The following is a 12,735-nucleotide window of genomic DNA, read 5'->3' as shown; positions in this document are numbered from 1 at the left end:
CGGTGATGTGATCAGGTCGAGTAGCGTCGCCGAGCTGGCGGTCGAGGTCGTGAAGATTCTTGGGGAATAAGCTGGCACAGTTGATTCTTACCCAGTCTTGGTCAGGTGCTCTCGGTGCCCCAAGAATTTTAGCGCGGTAATCGGTCAAGAAGGGCGCGCTCTGCCAGCGTCAATTCTTCAAGCAGTGCAGGAGTCGAAAGCCTGTTTCTAGGCTTTGTTGCGACATAGTCAAAGAGTAACACGTCGCTTAGCTATTCACTAGCCGCAATCTCAGCGGCTTAAACGGCGGAGAATGAAGTCCGTTCATGCTCAGCAGCCTGTAGAAGCGCTCTTAAGAGTTCCTTCAGCCTAAGAAGAAACGGCGCGGCAAAGTTAACTTCGCCGCGCCGTTGTTTTCATCGCTCAAGCAGTAAGGTTATTTCTTCGCCGCCGGTGCTACGCCCGCGGGCCGGGTCTTCTCGTCGTAATATTCTTGGTCGAATTGCGGTTTACGCCGTTGCGCGAACGCGGCGGAGCCTTCGTCGTAGGCTTTGCTGTCGCGCAGGTGGGCGTAGAACTCGCGGTGGATCTGGAAGGCTTTTTCCCAGCCCTGGATCTCGTAGAATAACTTGTCTTCGACGAATTCCATCGTGTGTTGGGCGATCAAGCGGCCGTTGTTGTTGATCGTCGTGGCCAAGGCGACGCACTCGTCGATTAATTTGTCGGGCTCGCAAATCTTCTGCACTAACCCGAGACGAAAAGCGGTTTCAGCGTCGATCATCTGGCCGGTGAGGGCGAACCAGTAGCCCCAGCCGGTGGGGAGTTGGCAGAGGTAGTGGGGCCAGGCGGCTAAATGCGACCAGCGCACTTCCGAGCAGCCGAACTTGGACTGCGGCACGCAATAGCGGATGTGGCAAGCCAAAGACAGGCTGAACCCACCGCCGACGGCGTAGCCGTTGATCGCGCCGATCACCGGCTTGTGCATTTTCAAGCTGCGGATATCGGAGTAGCCCCGTGGCCCCGAACGCGGCCCTTTCATTTCGCCGCGGGCGAAGGCCAGGTTTTCTTTCAAATCGCCGCCGGAGCAGAACGAGTCGGCGGTGCCGGTCAAAATGATACTCCAAACATCGTCGTCGTTCTTGGCCTTTTGCCAACACTCATCGAGCGCCCAATAAAGGTCGCGGCTGATGGAATTTTTCTTCTCCGGCCGGTTGAGCCGAATGATCGCGATATGGGGATCGCGCTTCTCGAAAACACAAAGGGGTCCTGGTTCTGCCATCGTTCCTCCCGGGGTAATTCAAATTAAAAATTCAAAGTTACAAAAGTCGGATTCGGAGGGTTCTTTTTTGAACTTTTAATTTCTACTTTTTAATTAATAGAGCACTTTCTCCTCGTCCAACTTTTTGATCTCGTCCTCGCTCAAGCCCAGCAAGTTTTTCGCAATCTCTTGGGTGTGTTCGCCCATGAGCGGCGCCAGGCCGCGCACTTTGCCCGGTGTAAGCGACATGCGCATCGGCACGTTTTCGGTGACCACCGGGCCGGCTTCGGGCTCGGTCAGGTTTACCAGAAAGCCCGTCGCGGCGTATTGCTTGTCGTTTTTGAACTGGTCCTCAACGTCTTGCACCACAGCCGCGCAGACATCGACGCTTTGGACCAATTCCATGATTTCATAGGGGTCGTGCTGCACGGTCCACGCGGTCACCCATTTGTCGAGCGCTTCTTTGTTGCGCACGCGCTGAAAGTGGGTGGCGAACTTCGGATCTCGCTTGGTGCCGGATTTTTCCACTAGACTGGCGAAGCGTTCCCACTCCTCGTCATTATAGACCGCCAGCACACACCAGCGATCGTTGCCTTTGCATTGGTAGGGCCCATAAGGCGCGGCGATGGCGCTGCGGTTGCCCTCGGGTTTGGGCTCGCGCTTGTTGAGCGTGTATTCTAAATACTTTGGGCCGAGCAACGATGCGCCGATTTCCTGCTGAGCGCTGTCGATCCATTGCCCCATGCCGGTCTTCTTGCGTTGCATTAATGCGAGGACAACGCCGAAGGCGCCGGTCACTCCGCCCATGAAGTCGGGATGCTGGGTGCGCGGCTCCGCGGTGGCTGTGTCGGCGCCAGGATAGTTCCACAAGTAAGTCGTCGCCATCGTGTTGCCGACGTTAGGGCCATAGGTGAGATCGGCAGCGTGCGGCCCGGTGCAACCCATGCCCTTGACGCGAATCAAAATCATCTTCGGATTGATCTTTTGCAGATCGGGCCAGTGCAGTCCCCATTTTTCCAATATGCCAAGGCCAAAATTTTCCACCAGCACGTCGGACTTTTTGCACAGCTCTCTGACCAGCTCGCGGCCCTTGGCGGTCTGCATGTTGACCGTGAAAGATTTTTTGCCACGCTGCAGCTTCATAAAGTCGGGCTTCTTGTTCCACAGCTTCGGATCTTCGCCGCGATGCCCGTCGCCGCGCAGCCGGGTCTCGCAGCGAATCACCTCCGCGCCAAACTCACACAAAACCCGCGCCACCGTAGGCCCGGCCGCGCCGGTGGTTAGTTCAATAACGCGGATGCCTTCTAGGGGTAGTTGTGACATATGAGCTTCCTTTGAAATCAGTTGTTCACCACGAAGGACACGAAGGTCACGAAGTTCCGGATTACAGAACGAATCTCTTAATACCCTTTTTCAAAGTAATCGCATTGAAGTTGATTAGTCATCCAACCTGCAGTTTCGCGAGCTTCATATAAGTCAGAAGCTGTGCCTCGTGAATCTTCATCAACTGATCCTGCTCGTAGATCGATTCTAATAGTCCAGGTCCAAGTTCGCGGTGGACTTCCAAGGCACAACCGATCACTTTGCTGGACAACCCATCGAAGTCCACTATCTTAACTTTCTTCCTTCGTGATCTTCGTGTCCTTCGTGGTGAGCCAATCCTCTTCAGATCACTCCGGAAGCCCGTAGCGCGGCGAGATCGTCACCGTTCAAGCCCAGCTCGCCGCGATGAATCTCGGCGTTGTGCTCGCCGAGCAGCGGCGCGGGGCGGAAGATGCCGCCGGGGCTGTCCATCAGGCGCGGCACCGGGCCGAATTGTTTATATGTGCCGATCAATGGGTGCTTTACTTCTTCGAACAGGCCGCGCGCTTTGGTTTGTTCCATTTCGACAAACTCGCCGGCGGTGTTGATAGGCGTGACTGCGATGCGGCGTTTCTGGCCTTCTTCGTAAAGTTCTTCTTTTGTATGCTTGGCGCAGAATTCGGCGATGGCGCCGACGACGATGTCCGGGTGCTTGCGCCGGAAAGCCATCTTTTCGAACTCGGGACCTGAGATCGACGGCGGCTTGCCCATCCATTCGACCAAGCGGCGCCACTGTTCGATGGGAATGATAAAAATGCGCGCGTAGCCGTTCTTGGTTTTGTATGGATCGTAGAGATCGGTCTCTTCGCCCTTGCGCGAAGCGCGCGCGGGCTTGTCGCCGGTGTAGCCATAGTTGGGAATGAAGTAGCCGGCGATGTGGCCGCCGCATTCGTGCATGGAGACATCGATGTGTTGTCCTTTGCCGCTGTCCAGTCGGTGGTAGAGGGCGACGGCGATGCCGAAGGCGCCGTAGGTCGACGCCATGCCGTAGGCGATCTCACCCGGTGGCTGCAGCGGCGGCTCGCCCGGCTCGCCGGCCAGATAGAGCAAATTGCCCAGTGCGATGCCGGCCATGTCATTGGCCTTGTACTCCTTCCACGGGCCGTTCTGGCCAAACGGTGTAATCGAAGCGACGATCAGTTTCGGGTTGCCGGCGCTCAAGTCGGCGTAGGTTAAGCGCAGTTCTTTGGCGCGCGATGGCCGGAAAGTCTCGATGACGACATCGGCTTTGCTGCACAACTCAAGCAAAATCGCCCGGCCGTCAGGCTTTTCGATATCGAGCGTGATGCTGCGCTTGTTGGTGTTGAAATGCAGATGATAGAGGCTCGTCTCCGGGTGCGGCACGTCGTCTTTAAACGGCGGCACCCGCCGCGACTCGTCGCCCTTGGGCGACTCGACTTTGATCACGTCCGCGCCCATGTCCGCCAAAAGTTTTGTGCAGTGTAAACTCAGCGGCCCGCCGAGATCGAGCACGCGATAACCGACTAGCGGTCCGGATGGATTGGCCATGAAAAATCCCTCAGTGAAGCTTGATTCGTCGCGATTCTTACGCGGATGGTTGAATGGTGTCAAGCAAACCTATGCCGCACATCGAGGCAGCGCATGGGCAATTTTCCGATTTACAAGGTTCAGCAAGATTAGTAAGTTCACCTCATCATGGCCGAGTACAAGCAGATTCTTTACGAGAAGCAGCGCAAGGGCGTGTTGATCACCTTCAATCGGCCCGAGGCGATGAATGCCTTTAGCCGGCCGTTGATCGCTGAGCTGAGCAATGCGCTGGATAACGCCGTAGCCGATCCGGAAATCCGCGCGGTGGTTTTGACTGGGGCGGGGCGCGGTTTTTCCGCGGGCATGGATCAGGGCGGCGGCGCGGCGCATCGGCGCGATACGGTTTGGCCCTACGGCATGCGCGAAGGGGAGAACGCCGGGCAATTCATCGATGCGTACCGCGGCCATCAGGAAATCTTCTTAAAAATTTGGGAGCTGACCAAGCCGGTGGTCGGCGCGGTCAATGGCTGGGCCATGGGTGTTGGCTCGTGGACGGCGTTGTTTACCCATATCACCTACGCTTCGGAAGATGCCGTGTTCGCCCAGCCGGAAGTGCGGCATGGATCGAATACCGGCTTCATGTGGACCCATCTCGCTGGTTTCAATAATGCGTTGCGCTACTCGCTTACCGGCGATCATATCGATGCGCAGGAAGCCCTGCGGATCGGGCTCGTCAACAAAGTCGTCGCACGCGACCAACTGCTCGATGAATGTTTCTCCCTGGTGGAGCGCATCGCGCTCGTGCCGCCGGAGACGGTGAAGATCAATCTCGGCATCTCAATCAACGGTCTGCAAATGATGGGCTTGCGCGACGCACTCATGCTCGACCAGCAACTGTCAGCGCCGGCGCATACTCTGCTGCGCGAGGATTGGCGCCGGCCGTTGGATGAAAAGCGCAACAACGAAGGGACCAAGGCCTATTTACAGATGCGCGACGGGCCGTTTCAGCCGGAGCCGTTTGGGCCGCGCTCTAAAAAAAGGCAATAGGCAGTAAACAATAGGCAACAGTAAGATAGTAGGCACGGGTACGCGTTTGAGGCACGAGTAGGAGATAGGCGCCGGAATGCCCATTTTTAAGAATTTGCTCTACGAAAAGCGCGACAACGGCGTGCTCATTACGCTCAATCGGCCGGGTGTGCTCAACGCGATGAATGACGCTTTGCGCGATGAGTTGGATGCGGCGTTGGCAGCGGCACGGGTGGATCCGGAGATTCGCGCGGTGGTTTTGACCGGTGCGGCCGGAGTGTTTTCTGCCGGTGAGGATATCAGTGAGATTACCAAGCGTGACATTGCTTGGCCCTATGGGATTCCGGAGAACACGGCGCTGGCGGACGAGTACGATCGCCGGCGCGATGCGGCGCGGCGCGATCAGATCGTGCGCCAGCTTTATCGCTGGGAGTTTCCCAAGCCAATCATCGCCGCGGTGAGCGGCTATTGTCTCGGCGCCGCATCTTGGCTCGCTTTGACTTGCCACATGGTAATCGCGGCCGACGATGCGCTGTTTGGCCAGCCGCAAGTGCGCCATGGAGCGGGCACCGATTTCATGTGGGTGCATCTGGCTGGATTCAAGAATGCGCTGCGCTATGCGCTGACCGGCGACTCAGTCGACGCTCAAGAGGCGCTGCGCATTCGGTTGGTGCATAAGGTCGTGGCCAAAGATAAGCTGCTGGAGGAAACTTTCGCCATCGTCAAACGTATCGCGCTGGTGCCGCCGGAAACGGTCAAGATCAACTTGCAAAAAGCGACGCTCGGTTTGGAGATGATGGGTTTGATGAAGGCGTGGAATCTCAACGCCGAGCTGACTGCGATGGCCGAGTTGTCCAATGAAGAAGAGTTTGGCCGGCGCTTGGAAGAGGCCAAGAAGCAGGGCGGACTAAAAGCATTTTTCACGGCGCGCGATGCGCCGTTCAAAAATAATGGATAATTGAAAATGGATAGTGGAAAATTTCGGAATAGGAGCGCGCGTCCCGTGGCGAGATTGTTGATCACGTTAGCGCGCCGCGCGCCCCATCCCAACGCCGGCAAATTATGGATCGACCATATTCTCTCCAAAGAAGTTCAGGATTATTATGCTAATGAGGTCGGCGTCAGCGTCGGCCGCGCCGGCGTGGTGCTCGCCAACCAGCGGCCGCGCAAGTTGAAATGCGGCGAGATCGATTGGCCGGTTTATCTGGAAAAGCTGCAGCACTATCAGCAAGCGTGGCGCAAGACGATGAACTTGTATTGAGTCTGTCGCAGCGCGTCCGAGTCGGAGAAGAAGATTCAAGCGCAAAGAACGCAAAGGACGCAAAATTCGGAGAAGAAACTTTCACCGCGAAGGGCACGAAGGTCGGAGAAGGGGATGGACCACAAAAAACACGAAATGCACGAAAAAAAGTTGTCGGTTTTTGGTTATTCTTACAACGCACGAAGGAGAGGTCTCTGATGTTAAATAGTTATTTCCGGCGCGTGACTATTCTAGCTGTATTGTTATTCTCACTGGGATGGGACGGCCTCGTCGGCGCGCAAACCAGCGATCCGAAAATTATCGAGGCCGCCAAAAAAGAGGGCGGCGAGATCGAAGCCTACGTCACCCTGCGCACCGACACGGCGCAGCAGATTTGGAAGATGTTCGAGGCGAAGTATCCGTTTCTGAAGGTCAAGCAGTACAAGGCCGACAGCGACAAGATGATGCAGCGGCTGGCGACCGAATACCGCGCCAAGAAATATCTGGTGGACGTGCTTAACTTTGGCGGTGCGTTTCACACGCAGGTGCTGATTGAACAGGGGGTTGCCGGTCCGTATCTCTCCCCGGAAGCGAAGAATTTTGCGCCCGCGTTTAAAGACCCGAAAGGCATGTGGACGACGCTCTATTACAATCCGATGACCATCGTCTATAACACCAAGATGCTGGCGCCCAACGAGCGGCCCAAGGAATGGCAGGATTTGCTGCACCCGCGCTACAAGGGAAAGATGGCAATCGAACACGAGCAAGTTACCTGGCTGGCGGGTATCTTGAAGCGCTTCGGTCAAGAGAAGGGCAGGCAATACTTGCAAGCTCTATCGAAACAAGACTTTCGCCTGGAGTCTTCCGGGCGCGGCAACGCGCTCTTGGCGGCCGGCGAGTTTTCCGTCTACATTGGCCGGGGCCACGTTGCCGAGATGTTCAAGAAAAAGGGCGCGCCGGTGGACTGGATTAAAAATCCCGATCCGCTCGTTGTGCAGCCGGCCACTGTGCAGCTGGCCAAGCAAGCGCCGCATCCCAATTCGGCCAAGCTGTTGATCGATTACATGTTGTCTGAACCAGTGGCGGAGCTCTTGGCCAAGGAACAGCGCTTGCCCGGGCGGAGCAACGTGGCGACGCTCGACCCGGCGCTCAAAGAAATCAACGCCGAGAAGGTCCTGCCGCTGCCGATGGAGGAGCTGCAGGTGAGCTATAAGAAACATCTCGACGATTTTCGCAACTATTTCGGCAAGTAATCGTGGCGAGCACCAAAGCACAACCGGAGCTGCGGAAAATCTCAATTGCCACCGTGCGCTCGCGCAAAGAGGCGGCGGCCATCGCCGATAAATTAAGCGCCGCGGGCATCGAAAGTGTTCTCGTCGAGGAAAAAAGCTTCGCTACTCGCCAGTCGGCGCGCCGGCAGCTTGGCGCCGTCAAAGTTCAGGTCGAAAGCCGAGATGTGCAGCGAGCGCTGCAATGTCTACAGTCTAAGGACGCGTCGCCGAGCCCAGCGAACGGAGCAAACCCTGCCCAACCCGACACTGTTGCAATCCTGCCCGCCGCGCAGCGGCACGGCAGTTCGGCTTTTATCCCGTTGAGCGTCATCGGTGCGCTGCTGGCCGCTCTGGCGCTGTTGCTATTGCTGTAATGGGTGCCTACAACCAGCTGATCTCACTTTCTTAGGCAGGAAAAATCTATGCTCGATGGAAAACTCCGAATCGCGCCGACCTGTTATCACATGCTGCACCAGGTACCGGTGCGGGCGGCCCATGAGATGAACTTTTTTTACGACGAGGGCCTCAAGACCGCCGACGGCGGCCTGTCCTATGAGCTGCTCACCGACTCGATGGTGCCCTTTGGTTTAGAAAAGCTCGGCATCTCGCAAGCCATGAAAGAAAAATCGGTGGACATTGCACTGGACGTGCAGTCGCGCACGGTTTTTTATCAGCGCGCGCGGGGCGCCGATCTTTACATTATCGCCGGTTGGCGCAACCAGCACACCAACGTTTGGGTCGGGCCGCCGCATATCAAGTCGCTGCAAGACTTGAAAGGAAAACGTGTCGGCATCAGCGATTTTAACAGCATTCGCCATTGGGCAATCCAGATTCAACTCAAGAAGGCCGGCCTCGATCTCGAAAAAGACGTCGAATGGGTGCGCATCGGCGTCAATTCGCAGCTGCACAAAGACGCGATACGCTCAGGCCGCGTCGAGTGCGCGCCGGTGCCGCCCTGGTATGCCGAAGATTTGCTTGCGGAAGGCTGCAATGCGCTGGTTTCGCCGGCCGATCAATATCCCGACGGCCGCCCCGAGCGGATTGTTGCTGCCACGGGGCGCATCCTGGAAGAAAAGCCCGACATGGTGAAAGCTTTTCTGCGCGGGTTGGTGCGCTCCTATTGGTTTGTCCGCGATATGCCGAAGAACTACGAGTACATCACCAACTTGGAAAAGCGCATTCGCCTCACCAGCCCCGACCCGGAAGAACGCATCATTCACAAAGCGCGCTCCGTGCGTGATCTCGAAGCGATGCCCTTTCCGCTCGATGGCCGGGCCACCGGTTTCGAAGACATGCTCAAAGAAGAAGAGCGTCTGGGTGAGTTGAACTACAACGTGCCAAAGATCTCGGAAGTGGTGGCCCAGGATCTGGTTGACGAAGCGTTCAAAGAGCTGCGCGGACGCAAGGAGTTAGATGATGAGTTTCAGCGCTTGAAGAAAGCCGAAGCGCGCTGGGGATATTAGGGCTTCGCCTGGTTCTAACCGTTCAAGCGGTTCGAACGGTTCAAACGGTTCAAACCGTCGGAGGTAAAGACGTTGCGTATGCGTTATCCCGCGATCGTGGTCTGTGTTTTTGCCGTCGCGTTATTGTTGCGTGCTAGCAATCCGCTTTTTGCTCAAGCCAACAAGAACTGTTTTGAGGGCAAGACGATTTCTTTGCTGGTCGGTTCGTCGGCCGGCGGCGGGACGGACATCACGGCGCGGCTGATCGCGCGCCATTTGGAGCGCTACCTGCCGGGCAAACCGCGCATTGATATCATCAACAAACCCGGCGCCGGCGGTTTGATCGCGATCAACGAGCTTTACAATTTGAAGAAGCCCGACGGTTTGACCATGAGCACGCTCAACACCGGCGCGCTGTTTGCCACCGCGGTGGGCAACGAGGCGATCAAGTTCGAGCTGCAGAAGTTCCAATGGCTGGGCCAGGCATTCGACGACGCGCAGATGCTCTACATGCGCTCGGCGGGGCCTTTCACTTCGCTGGACGCGATTCGCAAAGCCAACAAGGAAGGCAAACTGCCCAAGCTCGGCGCGCAGGCGATCGATCACACTAGCAACGTGGTGCCCAAGGTGATCGGGCAAATTCTCGGCTTGGAATTTCAGGTCATACCCGGCTATCCCGGCACGCCGCAAATTCTGTTGGAGATCGAGCGCGGCGCGCTCGATGGCCGCGCCCAAGGGACGGGATCTTTGCTGGTGACGAAGCGCGACTGGGTCAAGTCGGGCTTTGTCAAACTGCTGGTCACGTCGAGCAAGGCGCGCGACAAACGGCTGCCCGATGTGCCCAGTATCGAAGAGCTGGCGCCGGTGGGCAGCAAGAGTTTGCTCGGCGCGCTGCACGCGGCGCAAAACCTGGCGCGCTCGATCGTGTTGCCGCCCGGCATGCCGGCCGATCGCTTGAAGCAAATGCGCGATGCCTTCGCGGCGATGACCAAAGACGAACAATTCCAAAAAGAAGCCGACAAGCTGGGCTTGGAAATCGGCCTGATCCGCGGCGAGGAGATGAATCGCGACGTCGAAGCGACGATTCGCGACAAGCGCTTGATGGAGCTCTATAAGAAAATCACGTCAACCAATTAAAAATTGAAAGTTCAAAATTAAACAATCTGCGGATCGCTGTCAGCGACGGTTGCTGCGCGTGATGGGGCGGTTTTTTTAATTTCTAATTTTTTTATTTTGAATTCTCTAGCCATTCTCATCGACTTCGGCAGCACCTACACCAAAGTCATCGCCGTCGACCTCGATCGCGCCGAAGTCATCGGCCGCAGCCAAGCGCCGTCATCGGTTTTGACCGACGTGCGCGACGGTTTGTTGCAGGCTCTGTGCTCTCTGCACGAACGCCATGGCATTTTTGCCAGCGCGCCGCGCGATTTGACGATCCTCGAAAATGCCACGGTGCTGGCCTCGAGCAGCGCTGCCGGCGGCTTGAAAATCGTCGTGGTCGGTAATGTTCCCGGCCTGACGGTGGAAGCGGCGAATCAAGCGGCGTTGGGCGCCGGCGCCAAGCTCATCGGTTCGACGGCGTTCAAATTGTCCGATGCGAAGCTGCGCGAAGTCGAAGCCCTCGCGCCCGATATGATTTTACTCACCGGCGGCACCGACGGTGGCGACGAGGCGACGATCTTGCACAACGCCGGCATGCTGGCGGCGGCGATGCGATTGGCCGTGCCGATCGTAGTGGCCGGCAATCGTGCCGCGTCGGCAGCCGTGGCTGCCCTGCTGCAAGGGCGCGGCAAGGAAGTGCGCCTCGCTGAAAACGTCATGCCGCGAACGAGCACAGTGGCCGTGGAAGGGGCACGCGAAGAGATTCGCAAGCTGTTCATGGAGCGCATCACCCATGCCAAGGGACTCGATGCTTTAGCGGGGACGGTTCCGGTGGTGCTGCCGACACCGATGGCGGTCTTACGCGGCGTGCGCCTGGGCGCCGACGGCACAGGCGTCGAACCCGGCTGGGGTGACATGTTGGTGGTCGACGTCGGCGGCGCGACGACCGACGTCCACTCGATTGGCTACGGTTTGCCGGGCGGCGAGAGCGCGATCGTGCAAGGATTGGCCGAGCCCTATGCCAAACGCACGGTGGAAGGCGATCTGGGCATTCGGTTCAATGCCGCGACTATTGTCGAGCGCATCGGTTTGGAGAAGTTGAGCGACGAGCTGCGGGCAAATTTTAAGCTTCGGATCGATAGCAGTGCGTTAAGCTCTTATATCGAGCAGATCGGCCGCAAGACGGCCACGGTGCCGCAGCGAGATTGGCACGCTGCTGCCGATGCGGTGCTGGCGCGCAACGCGGTTGCGCTGGCGATTGCGCGCCACGTCGGGCGGCGCGAGCGCATCGTCGCGCGCGAAGGTGAAGCGTGGGTGCACTACGGTAAAGATTTGCGTGAAACGCGCACACTCATCGGCATCGGCGGTATTTTCGTGCACAATCCCAACGCGGCGTATATCTTGTCGCCGCGCGAGCAGGCGGACGATCGGGTGCAGACCCTGCAACCGCGAAATCCTGCGGCCTATCTCGACGCATCGTACCTCCTCTATGCCGTGGGGCTGTTGTCGGAAAGCCGGCCCGATGTGGCTTTACCTTTGTTCAAGCGCTACATTACGCCGATCAAGTCTAGTTGAGGTTCACCGATGAGCCCATTGCGGTTGATGTTGAAATGTCTCCGTCGCGCCTGCCTAGGCGTTGGGTTGGCCGTCGTTTTGGCCAGCTCGCTTTGGACGGGGCAAGCCACGAGCTCGCCTGATTCGCGCCGGCTGGTGCTTGGGATGGTCTCGGAGATCAATCAGTCGGAAATTAAGGAACACTTCGCTGAGTTCGTCGCCCACGTCGCGAAACGCCTCTATCCCGAAGCGGGAAACAGCCGTGGCAGGGTGACGGTCGCGCCGACTCCCTTTGGGCTCGCCAAACTATTGGAACAACGGCGCGTCGACTTTTATCTCGAAAGCGTCTATCCGACTTACACGATCAATTATGTGCACAACGTCGGCAAGACCGTTCTGCGCCGGCACAAAAGCGGCCAAGCGGAATATCAGAGCTTGATCTTCGCGCATCGCAATGGGCCGATCAAAAGACTTGACGACCTGCGTGGCAAGACCATTGTTTTTGAAGACTCCGGTTCCACCTCGGGCTATTTGTTGCCGAAACTGTTTTTGCAAAAGCAGGGTTTCAAGCTCGTGGAAAAACGCGGTTACGATCCGAACGGCGCGCCTGCAGTGGTCGGCTATGTCTTCGCTTATGCCCAAGACAAACTGGTCGACCTGGTGCGCCGTGGAGAAGCGCAGGCTGGTGCTTTCAGCGACGATGACTACGCCGGCTTGAGCGACGCGGTGAAGGCAGAGCTCGTCGTGCTGGCGCAGACCGAAAGGCTGCCGCGCCATCTGGTGTCGGTGCGCGCCGATCTCGATGTGAAACTAGCAAACCGTATCGAAGAGATACTCCTCGGCATGGCCGACGAAGATGCTGGCCGGCGCATCCTCGCCAGAATCGACCGCACCACCAAGTTTGATCGCCTGCCTGGCGGTGAAGCGGCGCTCAAACGACGTTTGCTGGACACCTTTTTCACGCCCGGCCCCAAGTAGCACCTTTTGTGCGGCTTGGTTTATTTCCGTGGGTTT

At 57.6% G+C, this 12,735-nt stretch carries 13 protein-coding genes; 9 read left to right on the top strand and 4 right to left on the bottom strand.

Features of this window, described 5'->3' with window-relative positions; genetic code table 11:
* Window positions 1–415 precede the first annotated feature (415 nt).
* From FJ145_02875 to FJ145_02860, 4 genes are all read right to left on the bottom strand, one after another.
* Window positions 416–1,258 carry an enoyl-CoA hydratase/isomerase family protein gene (locus FJ145_02875; GenBank protein MBM4260364.1) on the bottom strand — a complete coding sequence of 281 codons (843 nt, stop codon included), beginning with the start codon at window positions 1,256–1,258 and terminating at the stop codon, window positions 416–418.
* A gap of 93 nt (window positions 1,259–1,351) precedes the next feature.
* Window positions 1,352–2,560, bottom strand: coding sequence for a CoA transferase (locus FJ145_02870; protein MBM4260363.1), 1,209 nt, complete (start codon window positions 2,558–2,560; stop codon window positions 1,352–1,354).
* A gap of 118 nt (window positions 2,561–2,678) precedes the next feature.
* Window positions 2,679–2,846 carry a hypothetical protein gene (locus FJ145_02865; protein MBM4260362.1) on the bottom strand — a complete coding sequence of 56 codons (168 nt, stop codon included), beginning with the start codon at window positions 2,844–2,846 and terminating at the stop codon, window positions 2,679–2,681.
* 56 nt (window positions 2,847–2,902) lie between these two features.
* Window positions 2,903–4,108, bottom strand: coding sequence for a CoA transferase (locus tag FJ145_02860; GenBank protein MBM4260361.1), 1,206 nt, complete (start codon window positions 4,106–4,108; stop codon window positions 2,903–2,905).
* A gap of 147 nt (window positions 4,109–4,255) precedes the next feature.
* On the opposite strand from FJ145_02860, the gene FJ145_02855 reads away from it, so the two are divergent.
* From FJ145_02855 to FJ145_02815, 9 genes are all read left to right on the top strand, one after another.
* Complete coding sequence (locus FJ145_02855; GenBank protein MBM4260360.1) at window positions 4,256–5,134, top strand: enoyl-CoA hydratase/isomerase family protein; 879 nt, start codon at window positions 4,256–4,258, stop codon at window positions 5,132–5,134.
* 76 nt (window positions 5,135–5,210) lie between these two features.
* Entirely contained in the window at window positions 5,211–6,071 is an 861-nt protein-coding gene (locus FJ145_02850) for an enoyl-CoA hydratase/isomerase family protein (protein ID MBM4260359.1), read from the top strand.
* 45 nt (window positions 6,072–6,116) lie between these two features.
* Entirely contained in the window at window positions 6,117–6,374 is a 258-nt protein-coding gene (locus tag FJ145_02845; protein ID MBM4260358.1) for a hypothetical protein, read from the top strand.
* The gene (locus FJ145_02840) at window positions 6,290–7,606 is read left to right on the top strand and encodes an extracellular solute-binding protein (protein ID MBM4260357.1); all 1,317 of its coding nucleotides are present in this window, start codon (window positions 6,290–6,292) and stop codon (window positions 7,604–7,606) included. The genes FJ145_02845 and FJ145_02840 overlap by 85 nt, the downstream gene beginning before the upstream one ends.
* Before the next feature lie 2 nt (window positions 7,607–7,608).
* Window positions 7,609–7,998 (top strand): hypothetical protein, encoded by a 390-nt coding sequence (locus FJ145_02835; GenBank protein ID MBM4260356.1) that lies wholly within the window; start codon window positions 7,609–7,611, stop codon window positions 7,996–7,998.
* A 48-nt stretch (window positions 7,999–8,046) separates the two neighbouring features.
* Entirely contained in the window at window positions 8,047–9,087 is a 1,041-nt protein-coding gene (locus tag FJ145_02830) for an ABC transporter substrate-binding protein (GenBank protein MBM4260355.1), read from the top strand.
* Window positions 9,088–9,165: 78 nt separating this feature from the next.
* Window positions 9,166–10,203 (top strand): hypothetical protein, encoded by a 1,038-nt coding sequence (locus FJ145_02825; protein ID MBM4260354.1) that lies wholly within the window; start codon window positions 9,166–9,168, stop codon window positions 10,201–10,203.
* A 24-nt stretch (window positions 10,204–10,227) separates the two neighbouring features.
* A complete protein-coding gene (locus FJ145_02820) occupies window positions 10,228–11,742 on the top strand; it encodes a MutL protein (GenBank protein MBM4260353.1) in 1,515 nt (504 codons plus the stop codon).
* A 9-nt stretch (window positions 11,743–11,751) separates the two neighbouring features.
* Window positions 11,752–12,699: a phosphate/phosphite/phosphonate ABC transporter substrate-binding protein gene (locus tag FJ145_02815; GenBank protein MBM4260352.1), complete on the top strand. Its 948-nt coding sequence runs from the start codon at window positions 11,752–11,754 to the stop codon at window positions 12,697–12,699.
* Window positions 12,700–12,735: the final 36 nt, after the last annotated feature.

The sequence above is a fragment of the Deltaproteobacteria bacterium genome (genome assembly GCA_016874755.1).
Taxonomy (GTDB): Bacteria; Desulfobacterota; Binatia; order UBA9968; family UBA9968; genus DP-20.
This window is presented reverse-complemented; position numbering and strand designations above follow the sequence as displayed.

What these genes read in the sequence shown, in the direction of transcription:
- FJ145_02875 (MBM4260364.1), bottom strand. Translation starts at nt 1,258, where the DNA reads ATGGCAGAACCAGGACCCCTTTGTGTTTTCGAGAAGCGCGATCCCCAT.
- FJ145_02870 (MBM4260363.1), bottom strand. Translation starts at nt 2,560, where the DNA reads ATGTCACAACTACCCCTAGAAGGCATCCGCGTTATTGAACTAACCACC.
- FJ145_02860 (MBM4260361.1), bottom strand. Translation starts at nt 4,108, where the DNA reads ATGGCCAATCCATCCGGACCGCTAGTCGGTTATCGCGTGCTCGATCTC.
- FJ145_02855 (MBM4260360.1), top strand. Translation starts at nt 4,256, where the DNA reads ATGGCCGAGTACAAGCAGATTCTTTACGAGAAGCAGCGCAAGGGCGTG.
- FJ145_02850 (MBM4260359.1), top strand. Translation starts at nt 5,211, where the DNA reads ATGCCCATTTTTAAGAATTTGCTCTACGAAAAGCGCGACAACGGCGTG.
- FJ145_02840 (MBM4260357.1), top strand. Translation starts at nt 6,290, where the DNA reads ATGCGGCGAGATCGATTGGCCGGTTTATCTGGAAAAGCTGCAGCACTA.
- FJ145_02830 (MBM4260355.1), top strand. Translation starts at nt 8,047, where the DNA reads ATGCTCGATGGAAAACTCCGAATCGCGCCGACCTGTTATCACATGCTG.
- FJ145_02825 (MBM4260354.1), top strand. Translation starts at nt 9,166, where the DNA reads ATGCGTTATCCCGCGATCGTGGTCTGTGTTTTTGCCGTCGCGTTATTG.
- FJ145_02815 (MBM4260352.1), top strand. Translation starts at nt 11,752, where the DNA reads ATGAGCCCATTGCGGTTGATGTTGAAATGTCTCCGTCGCGCCTGCCTA.